The organism is Mitsuaria sp. 7 (assembly GCF_001653795.1).
Lineage (GTDB): Bacteria > Pseudomonadota > Gammaproteobacteria > Burkholderiales > Burkholderiaceae_C > Roseateles.
Genome location: NZ_CP011514.1, coordinates 2,673,813 through 2,696,387 on the forward strand (window position 1 = coordinate 2,673,813; position 22,575 = coordinate 2,696,387).

A 22,575-nucleotide genomic window follows, 5' to 3' on the forward strand; every position below is an offset into this window, starting at 1 on the left:
CTGATCATCGACTCGGCTGGAAGCCTTCGGGATCCAGCGCGAACTGCCATGCGCTGGAGCGCTGCAGCGCCGCCTTCAACTCACGCGAACTGGGTCGCACGAGCGCGGACAGCTCCTCGCTGAAGAACTCGCAACCCAGCGCGTGGGCGACGTCGCAGACGACCTCGATGAAGTGGTCGGTCTCGCTCGCGCAGGCGTCCAGGCGCGCGTGCAGTTCGTAGCGGCCATCGGGGTCGGAGACCATGTCGATGCAGTTGCCCGCTTCGTTGCCGAAGTAGCGCCAGCCTTCGAGCATCGGCGTGCTCGGACCGACGCGCGAGGCGAGGTAGTGCATGACATCGGAGCGCGAGGCCGGCAACCACGATGCCGCCGCGCCGCCTTGTGCAAAGGCGAGATCGAATTGCCAGACGGACATGACGGGGGACGCATGAGTCCGAGGAATCTCGATGCTACGCCCCGGTCCCTGGCCTTGTCATGCTGCGCCGCGGCAATGCGCGGCGCCCCGTTCACCGGTGGTTCACTGGTGGACCAGCTCGGGCAGCAGCATGAATTCGAAGGGCCGCAGCAGGCGGTTCACCGCCTCGGCGGACAGGGCGGGCGGACGGTCCTCGTCGGCGAGCAACTGGCTGCGATGCGCGGCCAGCGCGGTGCGCTTGTCTTGCAACGCCCGGGCGTTGAGCGGCAGACGCCGCATCAGATGCCAGGGCACGGCGGCATCGCCGGGACGCGCCCAGTGCCACGCCCAGATCGGCAGCTCGACGAGCGAGGCGCCGGTCAACAGCGCGGCGCGAGCGCAGGCGCGGCCGGTCGCCTCATGATCCGGATGGCCGTCCAGGCGCCACGACGTCAGGACGACGTCGTCCGGCCGCAGACGGCGGCACAACTCGAGCACGAGGTCATCCTCGTGCTCCGCCACGTGCCCGTCCGGCACGCAGAGCGAATGAACCGGCACATGCAGGCCGAGGCGCCGCAGGCCTGACGCGCGCTCGTGACGGCGCTGCACGGCGAGCCGCTGCGGCGTCCAGCGTGGCGAGCCGGGATGGCTGGCTTCGCCGTCGGTCACGGCCACCAGCTCCACGGGCGGCGTGAAGGCTCGATCGGGGGGGAGGCTCGCCCGGTGGCGCGTCACCAGCAGCGACAGCAGGCCCCCGCAGCCGAGGACCTCGTCATCGGGATGCGGCGCGACGACGACGGCGCGACGGCCTTCAGGCACCAGCTCATCGAGCGAGGTCAGCGGCGCGCCCCACAGCGGCTGCCATTGGCGCCAGGCCCATTCGGGCGTGCCCTCGCCGTCGAGGCGGCGATCGGACGGCGAGCGCAACAGCGGCTCGCCGGAGGCGAGACCGGCGGACATGCCCTCGTTCACGGTACGGAACGGGCGTCGATGCATCAGAGCGTCCATGGCGTGGCGGTTCCTTCCAGGTTTTCGGTATCCCGGGCGATCGTCAGTCGATCGCCAAGGGCTGGCGGAGGAACAGAGGCAAAGGGCCTGCCAGGGTCGTGAAACGGTTTGTGTCCGGGGACAGCGTGTACCGCTCAACAGCGTCGGAGCCGTCGGCGCAGCTTGAGTTCACACGCTCGGCTTTTAAAGTCAAACGCTGCGCGCCTCACCGGCACTTCTGGGGAGCGCATGAATAGATTCCTGCGCATCGCCGGTTTCATGTTGGCCACGCTCGCGGCGAGTTCGAACTCGACCGCGCCATCCGTTCCCGCGGTGGCCGGCACCGTCAGCTTTAATGCCGCGACCCAGCTCTACACCTACACGCTCGATGCTTTCCCGGCCATGGCCTTAGCGCCCCGCGTTGTCCGGACTCGCCTTCTCAACGACAGTCACGCGAATCGGAAGATTGCGTGGGACGGGAGGCGCCGCAACCATGTCGCCGGGTCCAGAGCTTCCCGGAAAGAACTGAGGCGGCGGCACATCAATTTCCATGCCTTCGTCTTCTCCGACGAAAAGCACTTTCCAAGCAAGCAGCAAACAGAGGCCGACCGCCGTGGTGAACGGAATCGCGATCTTCAACCGGGAAGGTTGCTGCATTTCGTTCCTCAGGAGACGTAACAGCGGGTGCCGATGGACTACATCGGCAAAATCAACACCACTGATACTAACAATCTATTCCGGACGCGCTTGTGGCGACGACGATGGAGAGAACGTTCCATGACGCCCATAGCGGCCAAACGCGGTTATCGCGGCGGCCCTGAATCTGGTTCAACCAGTGGAAACGGCGTAAAGCATCGTCCTTGGGAGGGTCCCGCGTCGCAGTCATACGTAAAACGAAACCTCCTCACACCTACGCCGATCTGCCCGCAGACTCTGTCGTCCCATTCGCGGAGCGCGTAGGTGACGGACGACTTTGGGACGGGAAGCGCTGTTGATCGCTGCGCCTCGTCCCGCGGATTAATAGCTGGGCCATCGAAACCGGAACGGACGACAGTTCCCGCTATGACGGCAGTCCGATGCTTGCGCTCAACCACATAGTGAGGGGTGTCTCGCGGAGCCGTAAAAGTGACAGCCGAGCATGTTTGGACGTTGACGTCGATCCACACCCAATTGTTCGGAGGTGGCGCGTCGGCTCGCGCCCGTGACGTGATAGCGGCGATCAAAAACAATGAGCAGAGCGCAAGAGCGGAACGGCTCAATTTGAAGCGCGTCCTTCTTTCGATGTCGCCGCAGAACACTGCCATTGGCACCCCCTCCTTGCTCTCAAGCGCAAAGTGGGCATGTTAAGCGCCATGACCAGCGCGTCAACGTGCCAGATATGCAATGCAAGACGCAATGCCGACCACGCGCGCAAAAAAGAAAAAGGGCCCGGACGAAACGTCCGGGCCCTTTCAGGAAGATGGTGGAGCCGGCGGGAATTGAACCCGCGTCCGCAAGCCTTCATCGGGCAGTTCTACATGCTTAGCTCTCTGATTTGGTTCTCACCTACCCGGTCGCGCAGGAGCACGCTACCGGACGGGCCAGCACCCTAAATCTCGCCATCATCCAAGGTGCCCGGATAACAGCCAGCCAATGTGTATAACCTCTCTGTGTCAGGACTTGCGTCCCATCACCCGGCCCATTGGCCAACCGGTGAGAGGTCCGCGGGGTTTAAGCCGCGAGAGCGTACGTGTTATCGTTCGCAGTTGGTTTGTTCCAGATGGATTTACGAGGTGCCTGGCCCTCGGCATGCCCTACTCCAAATCCGTACCCACGTCGAAACCAGGTCGGCCCCAGAGAGAGAAGTCTCACATTATGCCTGCCGCCGGGACTTCAAGAGCCATGTCCGAGCGACTCTACAAAAATAGGCGCTGAAGTTCGACAGGCGTGTGTCACCCGACAAGCACACGCTCAACGCGATGCGCGCAGCCACTCGATCAGTTGCGACGGCGTCTCCAGCACCACGTCCGCCCCCCAGGCCTCGATGGGCTCGCCATCGCCGAGGTAACCCCAACGCACCGCCACCGTGAGCATGCCCGCCGCGCGACCCGCCACGATGTCGCGCGCATCGTCACCGACATAGATGCATTCCTGCGCAGACACGCCGGCACGGCGCGCTGCTTCGAGCAAGGGCGCAGGGTGCGGCTTGCTGTGCGGCGTCGTGTCGCCACCGATGACCGCCGCGGCTTGCACGTCCCAGCCGAGACCCCGCGTCAACGGCAGCGCGAAACGCTCGGACTTGTTGGTCACGATGCCCCAGCTCAGGCTGTCGTCCTTCAGCGACTGCAGCATCTCGGCGACGCCATTGAACGGGAAGGTGGAGCGCAGCAGGCGCTGCTCATATCGATCGAAGAATTCGTCGCGCAGCGCGGGGAACGACCTCTCCATCGGGGACACGCCGAAGGCCACGCCCATCATGCCGCGCGCACCCGTGCCGACCATCGGACGCAGCCGCTCGAACGGGACTTCGGGCAGACCGCGTGCCACCAGCATCTCGTTGGTCGCGCCCGCCAGATCAGGGGCGCTGTCCACCAGCGTGCCGTCGAGATCGAACAGCACCGTCCGGATCGTCGTGCGCACCGGCGCATCGACCGGCGCATCGACCGGCGCATTCAGCATCACCGTGTTCATGCGGGACGGCGGCAGGCCAGCAGGTAGTTCACGTCGGTGTCCGCGTTCAATGCATACCGCTGCGTGATCGGATTGAAGGTCAGCCCCTTGGCGCCCTGCACTTCCAGACCCGCGTCGCGGCACATCTGCGCCAGCTCCGACGGACGGATGAAACGTGCGTATTCGTGCGTGCCGGCCGGCAGCATGCGCAGCACGTATTCAGCCCCGACGATCGCGAAGAGGAAGGACTTGGCGTTGCGGTTCAGGGTCGACAGGAAAACCCATCCACCCGGCTTCACCAGTTGCCCCAGTGCGGTCACCACCGACGCAGGATCCGGCACGTGTTCCAGCATCTCCATGCAGGTCACGACATCGAAGGACGCGGGCCGCTGCGCAGCCAGCTCCTCGACCGCGATCTCCTGGTAGGCGACGTTCTCGGTGCCCGCCTCCATCGCGTGCAGCTCGGCCACGCGCAAGGACTTCGTCGCCAGGTCGATGCCCAGGACGTTCGCGCCCTTGCGCGCCATGGCATCGGTCAGGATGCCGCCGCCGCAGCCGACGTCGAGCGCCGTCTTGCCTTGCAGGCTGCACAACCCGTCGATCCAGTTCAATCTCAAGGGATTGATCTGGTGCAGCGGCTTGAATTCACTTTCGGTATCCCACCAGCGGTGGGCCAGCTCGCTGAACTTCTCGAGCTCTTTTGCATCGACATTCGCCATGGTCGCAATGGTAGCCGAGCAGCGCCGCGGCAATACCCGAGATCGCGCAGATTGCCGATGCCATGCCCCCTCCCGGGCGCCACCCACGTGACACGGGAATGAAAAAACCCCGCGAGCCTGACGGCTGGCGGGGTTTGTCGGATGGCGACCGGAGTCGCCATCGCATCGTCGCTTACTTGACGGCGCGAGTACCGACCACTTCGATTTCGACGCGGCGGTTCTTGGCGCGGCCTTCCGCGGTCTTGTTGTCGGCGATAGGCTGCTTCTTGCCCTTGCCTTCGGTGTAGACGCGGTTCTTTTCCAGACCCTTGGACACCAGGTAGGACTTGACCGATTCAGCACGCTGAACCGACAGCTTCTGGTTGTAGGCGTCGGAACCGATGCCGTCGGTGTGACCCACGGCAATGATCACTTCCAGGTTGATGCCACCGGTCTTGGAGACCAGGTCATCCAGCTTGGCCTTGGCTTCCGGCTTCAGGGTCGACTTGTCGAAGTCGAAGAAGGCGTCAGCGGCGTAGGTGACCTTTTCGCTGGTCGGTGCCACCGGCACCGGCACGACGGCAGGAGCCGCCGGCTTGGCTTCCGGCGCCTTCTCAGGCTGGGCCGCCGGAGCCTGCGCGACCACCGGCTTCAGCGCGCCGTCGCAGTCCTTGGCAGCCGTGGCCGGGGTCCAGAAAGCATCGCGCCAGCACAGTTCGTTGGTACCGTTCTTCCAAACGGTGCCATCGGTAGCGCGCCAGTTATCCACGGTTTGGGCCATAGCGCCCGAGGTGGCGACGGCGGCGACAGCGAAGAGCGCTGCCACGCGGTTCAATTTCTTCATGATTCTCCTCTCAAGGAAAGCCGCAGTTGCCCTGCGAAACGTCCAATGTCGGAACTAAAACCTCAGGAGTCTCCCTGACCAAGGGTTTCTCCTAGGGACGAACCGATTGTGCCATAGGGCAACAGGACGTCTGCATTCTCACGGCAGCCGGGACTTCCGTTCATGAAGCTGTTGCAGAAGCACGACAAGCGCGCGCAATTAGAATCACCGTCTTCCGATCTCTCCAGAGGCCGCGCAGTTCCCTGCGCGCCCCACGCGCATGACCCAGTTCGCCAAGGAAACCCTGCCGATCAGCCTCGAGGAGGAGATGCGCCGCTCCTACCTCGACTACGCGATGAGCGTGATCGTCGGCCGCGCGCTGCCAGACGCCCGCGACGGCCTCAAGCCGGTGCACCGGCGCGTGCTCTTCGCGATGCACGAGCTCAACAACGACTGGAACCGGCCCTACAAGAAGTCGGCCCGTATCGTCGGCGACGTCATCGGTAAATACCACCCGCACGGCGACAGCGCCGTGTACGACACCATCGTGCGGCTGGCGCAGGACTTCTCGCTGCGCCACATGCTGGTGGACGGCCAGGGCAATTTCGGCTCGATCGACGGCGACAACGCCGCGGCCATGCGATACACCGAAATCCGGTTGTCGAAAATCGCCCATGAAATGCTGGCCGATATCGACAAGGAAACCGTCGATTACGGTCCGAACTACGATGGCAGCGAGAAAGAACCGCTGGTATTGCCGGCCCGCCTGCCGAATCTGCTGATCAACGGATCGTCCGGTATTGCGGTCGGCATGGCGACGAATATCCCGCCGCACAACCTGAACGAGTCGGTCGACGCCTGCCTGCATGCGCTGAAGAACCCGGACTGCTCGATCGACGAGCTGATGGAGATCATCCCGGCGCCCGACTTCCCCACCTCCGGGATCATCTACGGCCTGAGCGGCGTGCGCGAGGGCTACCGCACCGGCCGCGGCAAGGTCGTGATGCGCGCCAAGGTCCATTTCGAGGACATCGACCGCGGCCAGCGACAGGCGATCATCGTCGACGAGATCCCCTACCAGGTGAACAAGAAGACCCTGCTCGAGCGCATCGCCGAGCTGGTCCAGGAAAAGAAGATCGAGGGCATCAGCCACATCCAGGACGAGTCCGACAAGGACGGGATGCGCGTGGTGATCGAGCTCAAGCGCGGCGAGGTCCCGGAAGTCGTGCTGAACAACCTGTACAAGCAGACGCAGCTGCAGGACAGCTTCGGCATGAACATGGTGGCGCTGATCGACGGTCAGCCCAAGCTGTGCAACCTGAAGGACCTGATCACGGTCTTCCTGGAGCACCGCCGCGAGGTCGTCACCCGCCGCACCGTCTTCGAACTGCGCAAGGCCCGCGAGCGCGGCCACGTGCTGGAAGGCCTGGCCGTCGCGCTGGCCAACATCGACGACTTCATCGAGATCATCAAGCGCAGCCCCAGCCCGCCGGTCGCCAAGGCCGAGCTGATGGCCCGCGCCTGGGATTCGTCGCTGGTGCGCGAGATGCTGTCGCGCGCCGAGACCGAAGCCGCCGGCGGCCGCAACGCCTACCGTCCGGAAGGCCTGCCCGCGCAGTACGGCATGCAGGACGACGGCCTCTACAAGCTGTCCGATGACCAGGCCGGCGAGATCCTGCAGATGCGTCTGCAACGCCTGACCGGACTGGAGCAGGACAAGATCGTCGGCGAATACCGCGACGTGATGGCCCAGATCGCCGACCTGCTCGACATCCTGGCCACGCCCGCCCGCGTGACGACCATCATCGGCGACGAGCTGGCCTCGGTCCGCCAGGAATTCGGCCAGACCAAGCTGGGCGCGCGCCGCAGCGTGATCGAGCACAACGCGCAGGAACTCGGCACCGAGGACCTGATCACGCCGACCGACATGGTGGTGACGCTCTCGCACACCGGCTACATCAAGAGCCAGGCGCTGAGCGAGTACCGCGCGCAGCGTCGCGGCGGCCGCGGCAAGCAGGCCACCGCCACCAAGGACGACGACTGGATCGACCAGCTCTTCATCGCCAACACGCACGACTGGATGCTGTGCTTCAGCAACCGGGGCCGCGTGTACTGGCTCAAGGTCTGGGAAGTGCCGCAAGGCTCGCGCAATGCGCGCGGCAAGCCGATCGTCAACATGTTCCCGCTGCAGCCGGAAGAGAAGATCAACGTCATCCTGCCGCTGACCGGCGAGTTCCGCACCTTCCCGGAAGACCACTTCATCTTCTTCGCCACGGCGCTGGGCACGGTCAAGAAGACCTCGCTGAAGGACTTCAGCAACCCGCGCAAGGCCGGCATCATCTCGGTCGACCTGGACGAGGGCGACTACCTGATCGGCGCCGCGCTGACCGACGGCCAGCATGACGTGATGCTGTTCTCTGACGGCGGCAAGGCGGTGCGCTTCGACGAGGACGACGTCCGCCCGATGGGCCGCCAGGCCCGCGGCGTGCGCGGCATGATGCTCGAGCCCGACCAGCGCCTGATCGCGATGCTGGTGGCCGAGGACGAGACGCAGAGCGTGCTGACCGCGACCGAGAACGGGTACGGCAAGCGCACCAACATCGCCGAATACACGCGCCACGGCCGCGGCACGAAGGGCATGATCGCCATCCAGCAGAGCGAGCGCAACGGCAAGGTCGTGGCCGCGACGCTGGTCCGGCCGGAAGACGAGATCATGCTGATCACGGACACCGGCGTGCTGGTGCGCACGCGGGTTGCCGAGATCCGCGAGCTGGGTCGCGCCACGCAGGGCGTGACGCTGATCTCGCTGGACGAGGGCGCGAAGCTCTCGGGCCTGCAGCGCATCGTGGAGAACGATGCGGTTGAATCGATCGAACCGACAGAATCGACCGACGCGGACGCCACCGGCGCCGACGGTTCCGATGCCGGAGACGCCACGGGCGCCGCCGGTGACTCCACCCCCGACGTGAAGGAATGACCTTGTTGCTGAAGTCCATCCAAGCCGGCGCCATCGCCGCCTCGCTGCTGGCGAGCCCCGTCGTCTTCGCGCAGAAGGCTGACAGCCCGCAGTCCAAGAAGGATGTCATCGCGAAGATCCTCAAGATCCAGCAGCCCGCGATCGAGGCGCTGACCATGGGCGTGCTGAGCCGCCCGGTCAACGAGCTGGCCGCCAAGGCCGCGCCCGCGCTGCGCAACGTGCCCGAAGCCAAGCGCGAAGCCACCGCCAAGCAGATCGACGCCGACCTGCGCAAGTTCCTGGAAGACAACGCCAAGCCGCTGGTCGACAAGGGCACCAAGCTGGCCCCCTCGACGATGGGCGTGGCGCTGGACGAGAAGTTCACCGAGGACGAGCTCAAGCAGCTGCTGGCCTGGCTCGAATCGCCGGTGAGCAAGAAGTTCGCCGAGTCCTCGGGAGAACTGCAGAGCCTCTACACGAAGAAGCTGATCGACGACAACGGCAAGCAGCTCGACGAGAAGTTCACCGCGCTGCAGCAGAACATCGCCAAGCAGCTCGGCCTGGAAGCGGGGCCGCCGCCGTCGGGCGCCGCCTCGGCACCGAAGCTGAACACCAACAAGCCGGCGACCACGCCCAAGAAGTAAAGCGCCCACACGCTCATGCCCGCTGTCCGCCCGTTCAACTTCTCTGCCGGTCCCGCCGCGCTCCCTCCCGAGGTCCTGAGCCTGGTCGCGGAAGAGATGCTCGACTGGCACGGCTCCGGCATGAGCGTCATGGAGATGAGCCATCGCGGCCGCGAATTCATCTCGATCTATGAAGCCGCCGAAGCGGACCTGCGCGAACTGCTGCAAGTCCCGGCGAACTTCCGCATCCTGTTCATGCAGGGCGGCGGCCTCGGCGAGAACGCCATCCTGCCGTTGAACCTGTCGCGCGGCGGCGCCGTCGACGTGGTCGTCACTGGCTCGTGGTCCAAGAAGAGCGCCGGTGAAGCGAAGCGCTACGCCGACGTGAAGATCGCCGCCAACGCTGCCGAACTGGACAGCGCCGGCGGCCGCTACCTCGACATCCCCGATCCGTCGACCTGGCGGCTGCGCAAGGACGCCGCGTACGTCCACGTCTGCAGCAACGAGACGATCGACGGCATCGAATTCCAGACCCTGCCCGACCTGAAGGCGCTGGGCTGCGACGCCCCGCTGGCGATCGACTTCTCGTCGCATGTGGCCTCGCGCTCCGTGGACTGGCCGAAGGTCGGCATCGCCTTCGCCGGCGCGCAGAAGAACATCGGTCCGGCCGGCCTGACGCTGGTCATCGTCCGCGAGGACCTGCTGGGCCATGCCTTGCCGATCTGCCCGTCCGCCTTCGACTACAAGATCGTGGCCGACGCGGAGTCGATGTACAACACGCCGCCGACCTTCGGCATCTACGTCGCCGGCCTGGTCTTCCAATGGCTCAAGCGCTTCGAGTACGCCGGCAAGACCGGCCTCGCCGCGATCGAGCAACGCAACATCGACAAGGCCGCCCTGCTCTACCAGGCGCTGGACGGCTCCTCCCTCTATGAAAACCGCGTGGCGGCGCATTGCCGCTCGCGGATGAACGTTCCGTTCTTCCTCCGCGACGAGCGTCTGAACGACGCCTTCCTGGCCGGCGCCAAGGAACGCGGACTGCTGCAACTCAAAGGCCACAAGTCGGTGGGCGGCATGCGGGCATCGATCTACAACGCGATGCCGCTGGAGGGCGTACAAGCCCTGGTGAGCCACCTCCAAGACTTCGAGACCCGACATGGCTGACACGCCGTCCCCTTCCGATCCGGTCGAGCCCATCGATCTGGCGGGCGCTCCGGTGCCTCCCGCGCCGGTGGCCGATCCCGAACTGCTCGCGCTGCGCGACCAGATCGACGCGCTCGACTCGCAGCTGCTGACGCTGCTGAACCAGCGCGCCCACGTCGCCGAGCAGGTCGGCGAGATCAAGCGCCGCGACGGCACGCCCTTCTTCCGTCCCGACCGCGTCGCGCAGGTCATCGCCAAGATCAAGACCGCCAACCCCGGTCCGCTGAAGGGCGAGCATGTCGCCGCGATCTGGCGCGAGATCATGTCCGCCTGCCTCGCGCTGGAGTCGCCGCAGCGCGTCGCCGTGCTGGGCCCGTTCGGCACCTTCTGCGAGCAGGCCGCGATCGAATACTTCGGCGGTGCGGCCGACCTCATCTACTGCAACAGCTTCGACGAGGTCTTCCACGCGACCGCCTCCGGCAGCGCGCAGTACGGCGTGGTCGGCGTCGAAAACATGACCGAGGGCGTGGTGACGCGCTCGCTTGACCTCTTCCTGCACACGCCCACGCACGTGGTCGGCGAGGTCAGCCTGCTGATCCGCCACAACCTGCTGCGCAAGGAGAACACGCTCGAGGGCGTGGAGGCCGTGCTGGCCCACCCCCAGGCGCTGGCGCAGTGCCAGAACTGGCTGTCCAAGCACCTGCCCAACGCCGAACGCCGCGCCGTCTCCAGCAACGCCGAAGGCGCCCGGCTGGCCGCCGAGAACCCGGCCTACGCCGCGATCGCCAGCGAGCGCGCGGCCACGCTCTTCGGCCTGCACATCACCGCGCACGCGGTGCAGGACGAGGCGTACAACCGGACCCGTTTCGCCGTGATCTGCCTGCCGCAGACCATGGCCACCCCCCCGGCCACGGGGCGGGACTGCACCAGCCTCATCGTCTCCGTGGCGAACCGCCCCGGCGCGATGCATGATCTGCTGGTTCCTTTGAAGAAGCATGGCGTGTCGATGACACGCCTGGAATCGCGCCCGGCCCGCACCGGTCAGTGGGAGTACTACTTCTACATCGACCTGGACGGCCACCCGTCGCAGCCGCATGTCGCGGCCGCACTGGCGGAGTTGCGGGAGCTGTGCGCGTTCTACAAGGTCATCGGCGCCTACCCGCTGAAGTCCTGACGCTGACGTCCTGAGCGAAAGAGGTTTCTCGCGATGTACAACCAACTCGGCGTGATCGGTTGCGGCCTGATGGGCGGATCGTTTGCGCTGGCCATGAAGAAAGCCGGCCTCGTGCGCCGGGTGGTCGGCTACAGCAAGAGCCCGTCGACGACTGAGACCGCCCGTCGCATGGGCGTGATCGACATCGCCGCGGAGTCGGCGCTGCTGGCTGTGTCCGGCTCGGACATCGTGCTGGTGGCCGTGCCGGTCGCCGCCACGGAGTCGACGCTGAAGGCGATCCGCCACCTGGTGCGCGCGGACGTGCTGCTGATGGACGTGGGTTCGACCAAGAGCGACGTGGTCGACGCCGCCAAGCGCGCGCTGGGCAAGCAGTTCTCCAGCTTCGTGCCCGCGCACCCGATCGCCGGCAAGGAGAGCGCCGGCGTGCAGCACGCCGACGCGGCGCTGTACCAGGGTCGCCAGGTCATCCTGACGCCGCTGGAACAGACCAAGCCGGAGATGGTGCAGAAGGCGACGGACCTCTGGTCCGCGCTGGGCTGCCAGGTGCTCAAGATGGCGCCGCACCACCACGACGAGGCCTTCGCCGCGGTCAGCCACCTGCCGCACCTGCTCGCCTACGCCTACTTCAGCTCGGTGCAGAAGCAGCCGTCGGGCCGCGACTTCCTGAGCTTGGCCGGCCCCGGCTTCCGCGATTTCACCCGCATCGCCGCGAGTGATCCCACGATCTGGCGCGACATCCTGGTGGCCAACAAGCAGGACCTGCTCACGCAGTCGCAACGCTTCCGCGAAGTGCTCGACCAGATGGAACAGGCCATCCGCGAGGGGGACACCCACGCGCTGGAGGCGATGATCCGCCAGGCCTCCGAGGGCAGAGCACAGTGGCAGCTGGGCGCACCCGCGCCGTCCTCGTCGAAGTCCAAGTAGCCCTCTCCTTCTCCTCTTTCTCCGCCGGCACGCCTGCGCGTGCGCGGACAGCGCCATGTACAAGATCCCCTTCCTGGACCTGCCCCCGCTGCGCGGCGCCGCCGGCACCGTGTCGCTGCCCGGCTCCAAGAGCATCTCGAACCGCGTGCTGCTGCTGGCCGGACTGTCCGACGGCGTGACGCGCGTGCACGACCTGCTGGATTCGGACGACACCAAGGTCATGCTCGCCGCGCTGCGCGAGCTCGGCTGCCGGCTTGAGACGGATGCCGACGGCGTGCTGTCGGTGACCGGCATCGGCGGCACGCTGCGGACGAAGGAAGCCAAGCTCTTCCTCGGCAACGCCGGCACGGCGATGCGTCCGCTGACGGCGGCGCTGGCGCTGCTGGCCGCGACGCAGGGCGGCGCGTTCGAGCTCTCCGGCGTGCCCCGCATGCATGAGCGTCCGATCGGTGACCTCGTCGACGCGTTGCGGGCGCTGGGCTGCACCATCGATTGCCTGGGGCAGGAAGGTTATCCGCCGCTGCGCCTGAGCGGGCCGACGACATTGACGCTTGACGCGCCCGTGCGCGTGCGCGGCGACGTGTCCAGCCAGTTCCTGACCGCGCTGCTGCTGGCGCTGCCGCTCGTCGCGGCGAACGACATCGTCATCGAAGTCACCGGCGAACTGATCTCCAAGCCCTACGTCCACATCACACTGGAACTGCTGGCGCGCTTCGGCGTGAATGTCCGCCGCGACGACGATTGGCAGCGCTTCGTGATCCCCGCCGGCAGCCGCTACCGCTCGCCGGGCGAGGTGCACGTCGAGGGCGACGCGTCGTCGGCCTCCTATTTCGTCGCGCTCGGTGCGATCGCGGCCACGGACGCGCCGGTGCGCATCGAGGGCGTGGGCTCGACGTCGGTCCAGGGCGACGTCCGCTTCGTCGAGGCCGCCCAGGCGATGGGCGCGCGCGTCGAGATCGGCCCGAACTGGCTCGAGGTCCGCCGCGGCGCCTGGCCGCTGAAGGCGCTGGACCTCGATTGCAACCACATCCCCGACGCCGCGATGACGCTGGCCGTGATGGCGCTCTACGCCGACGGCCCGACGACGCTGCGCAACATCGCCTCGTGGCGCGTGAAGGAAACCGACCGCATCGCCGCGATGGTGGCGGAACTCGGCAAACTCGGCGCACAGGTCGAGGAAGGCCCCGACTGGCTGCGTGTCCACCCGCTGAAGGCCTGGAAGCCCGCCGCCATCCACACCTACGACGACCATCGTGTGGCGATGTGTTTCTCGCTGGCCACGTTCAACGGTCTGCAGGATGACCAGCAAGGCCCGGCCGTGCCGGTGCGCATCCTCGATCCGCAATGCGTCGCCAAGACCTTCCCAGACTACTTCGAGACGTTGTTCGGCGTGGTCCGCGCGAACGTCGAGGACATCCCCGTCATCACCATCGACGGCCCCACCGCCTCCGGCAAGGGCACGCTGACGGACGAGGTCGCCCAGGCCCTGGGCTACGACGTGCTGGACTCGGGGGCGCTGTACCGGGTGACCGGCCTGGCGGCCTCGCGCAAGGGCATTTCCCTGGACGACGGCGAGGCCGTGGCCGCCGTGGTCCCGACGCTGGACCTGAAGTTCGAATCCGGTCGCGTGCTGCTCGATGACGAAGACGTCTCCGGCGACCTCCGCCAGGAAGCCACCGGTCTGATGGCCTCGCAGGTCGGCGCCCATCCGGCGGTCCGCCGCGCGCTGCATCAGCTGCAGCTCGACTTCCGCCGCCTGCCCGGGCTGGTGGCCGACGGACGGGACATGGGCACCGCGATCTTCCCCGCCGCGCCGCTGAAAGTCTTCCTGACCGCCAGCGCCGCCACGCGGGCCGAGCGGCGCTACAAGCAATTGATTTCCAAGGGCATTTCGGCTAGTATCGAGGGCTTGCGCGCTGATCTTGAGGCGCGGGACGCTCGCGACAAAGGTCGCAGTGCGTCTCCGCTCCAGGCCGCCGCGGACGCGATCGAGCTGGACAACTCGCAGCAGACCATCGGGGAATCCCGTGATCTGGTGTTGAGCTGGTGGAACGAACGGCGTCCGTTCAAGGCCTGACCCTCGCGGTCCGGATCCTCCGCAAGACAGAGCGTCACCCCTCCCTCCGGACGTCAGTCCACTGGGGGTGACGTGTTCTACAACCTAACCCGCAAGTCCGCTTGCAACACACGCCCGCGCACCTCTCGGATCAGGCAGCCTGAATCGCTCTTCAGCGCTCAAGCCGCCGGACGCTCTGTGCCTGGCAAGGAAATCTCACATGTCCCAAATGGAATCTTTCGCCGCCATGTTCGAGGAGTCGCTGCAGCGCGCAAACATGCGCACTGGCGAAGTGATCTCGGCTGAAGTCGTCCGCATCGAGCACAACTTCGTGGTGGTGAACGCCGGCCTGAAGTCGGAAGCCTACGTGCCGGTCGAAGAGTTCAAGAACGACCAGGGCGAAGTCGAAGTCCAGGTCGGCGATTTCATCTCGGTGGCGATCGACGCCATCGAGAACGGCTACGGCGACACCATCCTGTCGCGTGACAAGGCCAAGCGCCTGGCCTCGTGGCTGTCGCTGGAGAACGCGCTGGAATCCGGCGAGTTCGTGACCGGCACCGTCTCCGGCAAGGTCAAGGGCGGCCTGACCGTCCTGGTCAACGGCATCCGCGCCTTCCTGCCCGGTTCGCTGCTCGACACCCGCCCGGTGAAGGACATGAGCCCGTTCGAGGGCAAGACCATGGAGTTCAAGGTCATCAAGCTGGACCGCAAGCGCAACAACGTTGTGCTGTCGCGTCGCGCGGTGGTCGAGGCGTCGATGGGTGAAGAGCGCGCCAAGCTGCTGGAAACGCTGACCGAAGGCGCCATCGTCAACGGCGTGGTCAAGAACATCACCGAGTACGGTGCGTTCGTGGACCTGGGCGGCATCGACGGCCTGCTGCACATCACCGACATGGCCTGGCGCCGTGTCCGTCACCCGAGCGAAGTGGTGACGGTGGGTCAAGAGCTGACCGCCAAGGTCCTGAAGTTCGACGCCGAGAAGAACCGCGTCTCGCTGGGCCTGAAGCAGCTGGGCGACGACCCGTGGTTCGGCGTGTCGCGCCGCTACCCGGCCAACACCCGCCTGTTCGGCAAGGTCACGAACATCGCCGACTACGGCGCGTTCGTCGAGATCGAACCCGGCATCGAAGGCCTGGTGCACGTCTCCGAAATGGACTGGACCAACAAGAACGTCGCGCCTTCCAAGGTCGTCTCGCTGGGCGACGAAGTGGAAGTCATGGTCCTGGAGATCGACGAAGACAAGCGTCGCATCTCGCTGGGCATGAAGCAGTGCCGCGCCAACCCGTGGGAAGAGTTCGCCGAGAACGTCAAGCGCGGCGACCGCGTCAAGGGCCCGATCAAGTCGATCACCGACTTCGGCGTGTTCGTGGGCCTGGCCCAGGGCATCGACGGCCTGGTGCACCTGTCCGACCTGTCGTGGAACGAGCCGGGTGAAACCGCCGTCCGCAACTACAAGAAGGGCCAGGAAGTCGACGCCATCGTGCTGGCCGTGGACGTCGAGCGCGAGCGCATCTCGCTGGGCATCAAGCAGCTGGACGGCGATCCGTTCACGACCTTCGTCTCGGTCAACGACCGCGGCATGATCGTGACCGGCAAGGTCAAGACCGTCGACGCCCGTGGCGCCGAGATCGACCTGGGCGAGGAAGTCACCGGCTACCTGCGTGCTTCGGAAATCGGCCGCGACCGCGTGGAAGATGCCCGCAACGTGCTGAAGGAAGGCGACGAAGTCTCCGCCGTGATCGTCAACGTCGACCGCAAGTCGCGCAGCATCCAGCTGTCGATCAAGGCCAAGGACAACGCCGACGAGCAGCAAGCCATGCAGCGCCTGTCGCAGTCGAACGAGCGTGAAAACGCCGGCACGACCAGCCTGGGCGCCCTGCTGCGCGCCAAGCTGGACAACCAGAACAACGGCTGATCTTCTTGAACATCGGGCGTGGCGCGCAAGCGTCGCGTCCGGTCTCAAGAGAATCCCTTGTTCTGGCTGCAGGCGGGCTGAGTTAGCCTGTCTTCCCAGACGCCAATTCGACGCACAAGCGCTTCGACAGGCTCGCTCCAAGGCGAGCCTGTTTTTCTTCAGATGCCGACAACCATGACCCGATCCGACCTGGTGGCCCACTTGTCCGAGCGCTTCGGCCAGCTCACGCAACGAGACACCGAGTTCGCGGTCAAGACCATCCTGGACGCGATGTCCGACGCGCTGGCCCGTGGCCACCGCATCGAGATCCGCGGCTTCGGGAGCTTCTCGATCAACCGCCGTCCGCCCCGCATGGGCCGCAACCCGCGCAGCGGCGAACAGGTGCTGATCCCCGAGAAGCTGGTGCCCCACTTCAAGCCGGGCAAGGCCCTGCGCGAGGCCGTCGACGCGCAACTGCCCGTCACCGACGACGACCAGCAGGCCGCCTGAGCCGCAGGCGAACACGCACTGAAGCACCGACCAAGGCGCCGCGATCCGCGGCGCTTTTTTTTCGTCCCCGGTTTGCCGAATGTATTCAGGGGTTAACTCGCCCTGCCATCGGTCATGGCGTACTCCGCACGCGCCTAGAATCGCCCCCCATGCGAATCCTGGTCTGGCTCTTCAGAGCATTCCTGTTCTTCTGTCTCTTCGCCTTCGCGCTGAACAACAGCCAGGAGGTCGTCGTGCACTGGTTCTTCGGCCAGTCATGGCGGTCTCCGCTGGTGATCGTGGTGCTGCTCACCTTCGGGATGGGCTGCGCCTTCGGCGTGCTGGCGATGGTCCCGGCCTGGTGGCGCCACAAGCGCGCCGCCGCCCGCTCGTTGCCCCCGGCGGACGACCTCCCGCCTCCTACGGCGACCGCGACCGCCAACGACCCCAAGATCCCCGATGGAATTTGATCTCAGCTGGCTGCTGATCGGCGTGCCCCTGGTTTTCGGACTGGGCTGGCTGGCCTCGAAGCTCGACGCCCGCCAATGGAAGCGCGAACAGCGCGATGCGCCGCGCGCCTACTTCAAGGGCCTGAACCTGCTGCTGAACGAGCAGCAGGACAAGGCCATCGACGCCTTCATCGAAGCGGTGCAGGCCGATCCCGACACGTCCGAGCTGCACTTCGCGCTGGGCAACCTGTTCCGCCGCCGCGGCGAGTACGAGCGCGCCGTGCGCGTGCACCAGCATCTGCTGTCGCGCGGCGACCTGCCGAAGTCCGAGCGCGACCGCGCGCAGTACGCGCTGGCGCAGGACTTCTTCAAGGCCGGGCTGTTCGACCGTGCCGAGTCCGCCTACGAGGCGCTCAAGGGCACGAGCTTCGACCACGACGCGGCACTGGCGCTGCTGTCCCTGTACGAGCGTTCGCGCGAATGGGCGAAGGCGGCCGACGTCTCCGAGCAGCTCGAGGCCGCCGGCACCGGCAGCTTCGCGAGCCGCATCGCCAACTACTGGTGCGAGCTGGCGCTCGAGGCGCAGGCCCGCCAGGACGAGCCGCAGGCCCGCCGCTGGCTGGACCAGGCCCGCGAGCGCGCGCCGCAATCCGCGCGCGCCTACGTGCTGCTGGGCCAGATGCTGGCCCGCCAGGGCGACCAGACCGGCGCGATGGGCCTCTACGGGGATCTGCTGAGCACCAATCCCGACGCCTTCAACCTCGTCGCGCGCGACTACGCGCAGGGCGCGCAGGCCACCGGCACGGTGGCGCAGGCGCTCGCGCTGATCGAGGCCCAGTACCGTCGCCATCCGAGCATGGCGCTGCTCCAGGCCATCGCGCTGCTGGAGCCCGCGCCCGAGGCGCAACGCCGCCGCCTGACCGACCACCTGCGCGTCGAGCCGGCGCTGTCGGCCGCGACGCAGCTGCTGCAGCAGAGCCAGGCGCGCCAGCAGCCGCTCAATGACGACGAGGCCCAACTGGTCGGCACCGCGCTGCAACGCGCCGTGCGGCCGCTGCAGCGCTACCGCTGCGCCGCCTGCGGCTTCGAGTCGCAGCACTATTTCTGGCAATGCCCGGGCTGCCTCAGCTGGGACAGCTATCCGCCCCGCCACGTCGAAGAGCTCTGACTGCCGATGAACACCCCGATGAGCGCCGCACCAGGCCCGGCCACCGCCGCGATGACCGGCACGACGGCCGGCACGCCGGCAAGGACTGACCCCGCGTCCGCCGGCCGCGTCATCCTCTGCATGAAGTGGGGCACGAAGTACGGTCCCGAGTACGTCAACCGCCTGTACGCGATGGTGCGCCGGCATCTGCGCGGCGACTTCCGCTTCGTCTGCCTGACCGATCGCGGCGAAGGCGTGCGGGCCGAGGTCGAATGCCTGCCGATCCCGCCGCTGGACCTGCCGCCCGGCAGCCCCGAGCGCGGCTGGACCAAGCTGACGACCTTCAGCGACGACCTGGTGCAGAAGTACGGCCTGCGCGGCACGGCGCTGTTCCTCGACCTCGACGTGGTGATCGTCGACGACATCACGCCCTTCTTCGAGGAGCCCGGCGAGTTCCTCATCATCCATGACTGGAAGCGCCCCTGGCGCATCACCGGCAACTCCTCGGTCTACCGCTTCACGCTGGGCGCGCACCCTGAGGTGCTGGCCAAGTTCCGGCGCGAGTTCGACACCATCCGGAAGCAGGTCCGCAACGAGCAGGCCTACCTGTCCGACGAGATGCACCGCAAGGGCCTGCTGAAGTACTGGGACGACCGCTGGTGCGCCAGCTTCAAATACCACAGCATCCCGCGCTGGCCGATGAACTACTTCCAGGCGCCCTTCATCCCCGACGGCGCGCGCATCCTGATCTTCCACGGCGTGATGAATCCGCCCGACGCGCTGGCCGGTCGCAGCAACGGCAACTGGCGCCGGCCCAAGCCCGCGCCGTGGATCGCCGACCACTGGCACGAGTGAGCCACGCATCATGAGCCATTCCCTTCCGTCGGCGTCCCCCTGGCTGTCCGTGCTCATCCCCGTGCACAACGTCAAGGACTACCTGCGCGAATGCCTGGACTCGGTGCTGGCGCAGGCCGATGCGGGCGTCGAGGTGCTGATGGTGGACGACTGCTCCACCGACGGCTCCGACGAACTCGTGCGCTCGCTGGTCACGGCCCATGCCGGCGGTCCGGTGCGCGTGCGGGGGCTCTTCCATGAGCAGAACCAGGGGCTGTCCGGCGCGCGCAACACGATGCTGCAGGAGGCCCGCGGCGAGTACGTCTGGTTCCTCGATTCCGACGACTACCTGATGCCCGGCGCGATCCCGCGGCTGCGCCAGATCGTCCAGGGTCACGCGCCGGCGCTGGTGCTGTGCGACTTCTTCATGCTGCGCGAGCGGACGAAGCTCAAGCACCGGCTGCGCGGCGAGCTGCACCGGCGCACCTTCGCCGGTCCGGAGCGCCAGCTGCTGCGCGACCCGTCACCCTTGATCCGCGGGCTGTTCGAGGCCGGCCAGATGCACAGCTGGTCCAAGATCGCGCGGCGCAGCGTCTGGGGCGAGCAGGTGCGCTTCCCGGTCGGCCGCTACTTCGAGGACATGGCGACCACGCCCCTGCTGGCGCTGCTCGCGGAGAGTTCCTGGTACGAGCCGGAAGTCTGGGTGGCCTACCGCCAGCGGGCCGGCTCCATCCTCAGCACGCCCAACATGACGAAGGCGGAGCATCTGGCCCACGCGCTGGCCAACCTGCGCGACGCGGCCCTGGCCGCGCCGCTGGACGACGCGGCGCGTTTCGCCTGGGCGCACTTCGCGGCGCGCAACTTCATCGGCGCCTCGCGCATGGCCGACAAGGCGCAACCCGAGGGCTGCGCGGACCGGGTGGCGATGTTCCGCCAGGCCTTCGAGGAAGCGTCGCCGATCCCGCTGCGCGAACTCGATCGCGCCTACAAGCGCCGAGGCTGGTTCATGCGTGCGATGCGCCTGCGCTACTGGCTGCGTCGGGCCGAGGACCAGCGCAGCGCCGCCACGGCCTGAAGCGGACGATCACGCGGGCGGTCATGCGGACGGTCACGCCGGCGCCGGGCCGGACGATGCCGGCCCCCAGGTGACGCTCCCAGATCAGAGCGCCAGCAGCATGTCCTCGTAGCGCCGCATCATCAGGTCGACGCCGTGCTCCTCGATCGCCCGTGCGCGCGCCGCCGAGCCGAGCCGTCCGGCCAGCGCGGGATCCCGCAGCAGCCGCTCCAGCGCACCGGCCAGCGCCTCCGGATCCGCGGCCGGCACGAGCAGGCCGGTGCGGCCGTCCTCGATCACGCCTTCGACGCCGGGCACCAGCGACGCGACGCAGGCGCAGCCCGCTGCCATCGCCTCCAGCAGCGCCAGCGGCATGCCTTCCCAATGCGTCGACAGCACGAAGATCCGCTGGCTCATCAGCAGACCCGGGATGTCGCCGTGATGCCCCAGGAAGCGCACCTGGTCGCCGAGACCGAGCTGCCGCGTCAGGCGCTCCGTGGCGCGCCGATAGGCCTCCTTGCCGCCGCCGGCCAGGTGCAGCACCGGCTGCAGCCCGCGCTCGCGCAGCAGCGCCAGCGCCCGGATCAGCGTCTGAGGATCCTTCTGCCGTGCGAAGCGGGCCGACATGACGATGCCGGGCTCGCGACGGTCGACCGGATGCTCGTCGGCCGTCGCGAAGCGGTCGAGGCGGATGCCGTTCGGGATCGCCGTGGTCTTCTCCTCCGGCATGCCCAGCGCGACGAGGCGTTGTCGGACGCCCTCCGACACCCCGACCAGCTTCGCGCTGAACCCGCTCAGCCGACGCGCCTGCGCGCGCTTGCAGCGGGTGTAGCGCTCGCGCGAGTTGTGCTCGACCTGCACCAGCACCGGCACGCCGGCCAGTCGCCCGGCGCGACGGCCGAGCAGGTGTTCGGGGAAGCCATGCGCCATCAGCACGTCGGGGTGCAGCTGCATGCAGAGGCGACGCAGCGCCCAGATCGTCGCCAGGTGCGCCCAGCCGGGCACGACGTACACCGGCAAGCCCTGCTCGCGCAGCGCCTGGATGCGGGCCAGCTTGGTGGCGTTCTCGGTGCGCATCTTGCGGCGCAGCACGAGGATGGGTTCGATGCGGTCGCTCTTCAGCTGCGCCAGGCACAGATCCACCGCCACCTGCGTGGCGCCGGAGAAGCCGCCGGTCACGAAGTGCAGCACGCGGCGACGCCCGGGCGACGGCGACGTGCTCGAGGAAATCTCAGACATCGCGGCAGTGTATTCGGGGCACGTTCGGTTACTGGCGAGGTACGGCCGCCCGCCGCAGGAGGTTCGTCGTTGCCGCGGCGCGGCAGCGTGGGGCCCCTCGCCGCGCCAACATAATGGCGGGATGAGCGTTTACTCCGAAGACCGGACGCCTCCCGCGATCCGGCGTCCCGTCGTGCTGGTGTCCTGGGACGGCACCAGCGAACCGCTGAGCCTGGTCCACCTGGACACCGTGCCGGAATTCGACTGGATCCTGTTCGACTACACCGGCCGGCAGGCCCCCGGCCCGCGCATCCTGCGCGGCCAGCCCACGACGGTGCTGTCCGCGAAGACCGAGTGCAAGGGCGAGATCTTCAAGCACCTGGCGGAGCACCTCGGCACCACTGCGGAGAACGCCGGATCAAGTCCCTGGCCCGAGTACGTCGGCGTGATCGACGACGACATCCTGTTGTCCGTCAGCCAGATCAACACCACGCTGCACCTGGGGCGTGCCGAGCGGCTGGACGTGTTCTCGCCCTCGCTGAGCCACGACAGTCCTTACTCGCACCAGTGGATGCGCCATCAGCCCAACCGCCTCTACCGCGAGGTCGACTGGGTCGAGGTGATGATGCCCTTCTACCGCGGCGACCTGTTCATGGCGGCGCGCGCGCACTACCAGGACAACGTCTCGTCCTGGGGGCTGGACCGTTTCCTCATCCCGACCCTGCAGCAGCTGCGCGGCCAGACCCGCACGGCGCTGCTGGACGCGGTGATGGCCAGCCACCGCCGCCCGGTGACGAGCGGCGGCAAGGTCTACCGCAACGGCCGCACCGCGTGGGAGGAACGACAGATCCTGCGCCAGGCCAGCATGGACCTGATCGCGCGCGAAGCGCCGCAGCTCGTGAACGGCCCGTGGTACCACCGCACCTTCGTGCAGCGGGAGACACCCAACAAGTGGATCCGCTGGAAGCGCCGCGCCGCGCGCGTCGTCACGGCCTGGCTCGATGCATCGAGCTGAGCCGCGACTCCGGCACAATCCCCGCTTCCTCCCATCGATCCCCTGGCC

20 protein-coding genes and 1 other RNA gene are annotated in these 22,575 nt (G+C 67.1%); 14 read left to right on the forward strand and 7 right to left on the reverse strand.

From position 1 onward, the window contains the following. Positions 1-4 precede the first annotated feature (4 nt). On the reverse strand, positions 5-415 hold the full coding sequence (locus ABE85_RS11855) for a hypothetical protein (RefSeq protein ID WP_067274404.1): 411 nt from the start codon (positions 413-415) through the stop codon (positions 5-7). 102 nt (positions 416-517) lie between these two features. Then, positions 518-1,402 (reverse strand): PIG-L deacetylase family protein, encoded by an 885-nt coding sequence (locus ABE85_RS11860; RefSeq protein ID WP_231993286.1) that lies wholly within the window; start codon positions 1,400-1,402, stop codon positions 518-520. 228 nt (positions 1,403-1,630) lie between these two features. Between ABE85_RS11860 and ABE85_RS11865 the strand changes: the two genes are divergently transcribed. Beyond that, positions 1,631-2,059, forward strand: coding sequence for a hypothetical protein (locus tag ABE85_RS11865; protein ID WP_067274407.1), 429 nt, complete (start codon positions 1,631-1,633; stop codon positions 2,057-2,059). A 782-nt stretch (positions 2,060-2,841) separates the two neighbouring features. Here ABE85_RS11865 and ssrA read toward each other — a convergent pair. The 4 genes from ssrA to ompA form a co-directional block, all read right to left on the reverse strand. Continuing rightward, positions 2,842-3,215: a transfer-messenger RNA gene (gene ssrA / locus ABE85_RS11870) on the reverse strand. Positions 3,216-3,331: 116 nt separating this feature from the next. After that, positions 3,332-4,051, reverse strand: a complete 720-nt coding sequence (gene gph / locus ABE85_RS11875; protein WP_310732605.1) for a phosphoglycolate phosphatase — start codon at positions 4,049-4,051, stop codon at positions 3,332-3,334. After that, positions 4,048-4,749 (reverse strand): bifunctional 2-polyprenyl-6-hydroxyphenol methylase/3-demethylubiquinol 3-O-methyltransferase UbiG, encoded by a 702-nt coding sequence (gene ubiG, locus ABE85_RS11880; RefSeq protein WP_067274410.1) that lies wholly within the window; start codon positions 4,747-4,749, stop codon positions 4,048-4,050. The genes gph and ubiG overlap by 4 nt, the downstream gene beginning before the upstream one ends. 172 nt (positions 4,750-4,921) lie before the next feature. Further along, on the reverse strand, positions 4,922-5,572 hold the full coding sequence (ompA, locus tag ABE85_RS11885) for an outer membrane protein OmpA (protein WP_067274416.1): 651 nt from the start codon (positions 5,570-5,572) through the stop codon (positions 4,922-4,924). A gap of 259 nt (positions 5,573-5,831) precedes the next feature. Between ompA and gyrA the strand changes: the two genes are divergently transcribed. From gyrA to ABE85_RS11945, 12 genes are all read left to right on the forward strand, one after another. Beyond that, entirely contained in the window at positions 5,832-8,528 is a 2,697-nt protein-coding gene (gene gyrA / locus ABE85_RS11890) for a DNA gyrase subunit A (RefSeq protein WP_067274419.1), read from the forward strand. A 5-nt stretch (positions 8,529-8,533) separates the two neighbouring features. Further along, positions 8,534-9,151 carry a DUF2059 domain-containing protein gene (locus ABE85_RS11895; RefSeq protein WP_197507305.1) on the forward strand — a complete coding sequence of 206 codons (618 nt, stop codon included), beginning with the start codon at positions 8,534-8,536 and terminating at the stop codon, positions 9,149-9,151. A gap of 15 nt (positions 9,152-9,166) precedes the next feature. Continuing rightward, entirely contained in the window at positions 9,167-10,294 is a 1,128-nt protein-coding gene (gene serC, locus ABE85_RS11900; RefSeq protein ID WP_067274423.1) for a 3-phosphoserine/phosphohydroxythreonine transaminase, read from the forward strand. Then, positions 10,287-11,447 carry a prephenate dehydratase gene (gene pheA / locus ABE85_RS11905; RefSeq protein ID WP_082938555.1) on the forward strand — a complete coding sequence of 387 codons (1,161 nt, stop codon included), beginning with the start codon at positions 10,287-10,289 and terminating at the stop codon, positions 11,445-11,447. Before serC ends, pheA begins: the two co-directional genes overlap by 8 nt. A 33-nt stretch (positions 11,448-11,480) precedes the next feature. Then, complete coding sequence (locus ABE85_RS11910) at positions 11,481-12,371, forward strand: prephenate dehydrogenase/arogenate dehydrogenase family protein (RefSeq protein ID WP_067274426.1); 891 nt, start codon at positions 11,481-11,483, stop codon at positions 12,369-12,371. A 55-nt stretch (positions 12,372-12,426) separates the two neighbouring features. Continuing rightward, positions 12,427-14,448, forward strand: a complete 2,022-nt coding sequence (locus ABE85_RS11915) for a bifunctional 3-phosphoshikimate 1-carboxyvinyltransferase/cytidylate kinase (RefSeq protein ID WP_067274429.1) — start codon at positions 12,427-12,429, stop codon at positions 14,446-14,448. Between the two features lie 208 nt (positions 14,449-14,656). Then, positions 14,657-16,342: a 30S ribosomal protein S1 gene (gene rpsA / locus ABE85_RS11920; RefSeq protein ID WP_067274432.1), complete on the forward strand. Its 1,686-nt coding sequence runs from the start codon at positions 14,657-14,659 to the stop codon at positions 16,340-16,342. A gap of 174 nt (positions 16,343-16,516) precedes the next feature. After that, entirely contained in the window at positions 16,517-16,831 is a 315-nt protein-coding gene (locus ABE85_RS11925; RefSeq protein ID WP_067282544.1) for an integration host factor subunit beta, read from the forward strand. A 149-nt stretch (positions 16,832-16,980) separates the two neighbouring features. Beyond that, positions 16,981-17,280, forward strand: coding sequence for a lipopolysaccharide assembly LapA domain-containing protein (locus ABE85_RS11930; RefSeq protein WP_067274435.1), 300 nt, complete (start codon positions 16,981-16,983; stop codon positions 17,278-17,280). Continuing rightward, positions 17,270-18,427: a lipopolysaccharide assembly protein LapB gene (gene lapB, locus ABE85_RS11935; protein ID WP_067274438.1), complete on the forward strand. Its 1,158-nt coding sequence runs from the start codon at positions 17,270-17,272 to the stop codon at positions 18,425-18,427. Before ABE85_RS11930 ends, lapB begins: the two co-directional genes overlap by 11 nt. A gap of 51 nt (positions 18,428-18,478) precedes the next feature. Then, positions 18,479-19,261, forward strand: coding sequence for a glycosyltransferase (locus tag ABE85_RS11940; RefSeq protein ID WP_157523050.1), 783 nt, complete (start codon positions 18,479-18,481; stop codon positions 19,259-19,261). 10 nt (positions 19,262-19,271) lie between these two features. Continuing rightward, entirely contained in the window at positions 19,272-20,315 is a 1,044-nt protein-coding gene (locus ABE85_RS11945; RefSeq protein ID WP_067274445.1) for a glycosyltransferase family 2 protein, read from the forward strand. 84 nt (positions 20,316-20,399) lie between these two features. Here the strand turns inward: ABE85_RS11945 and ABE85_RS11950 are convergent, their stop codons facing one another. Continuing rightward, positions 20,400-21,533, reverse strand: a complete 1,134-nt coding sequence (locus tag ABE85_RS11950; protein ID WP_067274448.1) for a glycosyltransferase — start codon at positions 21,531-21,533, stop codon at positions 20,400-20,402. A gap of 121 nt (positions 21,534-21,654) precedes the next feature. On the opposite strand from ABE85_RS11950, the gene ABE85_RS11955 reads away from it, so the two are divergent. Beyond that, on the forward strand, positions 21,655-22,527 hold the full coding sequence (locus ABE85_RS11955) for a hypothetical protein (protein WP_067274450.1): 873 nt from the start codon (positions 21,655-21,657) through the stop codon (positions 22,525-22,527). Positions 22,528-22,575 lie beyond the last annotated feature (48 nt).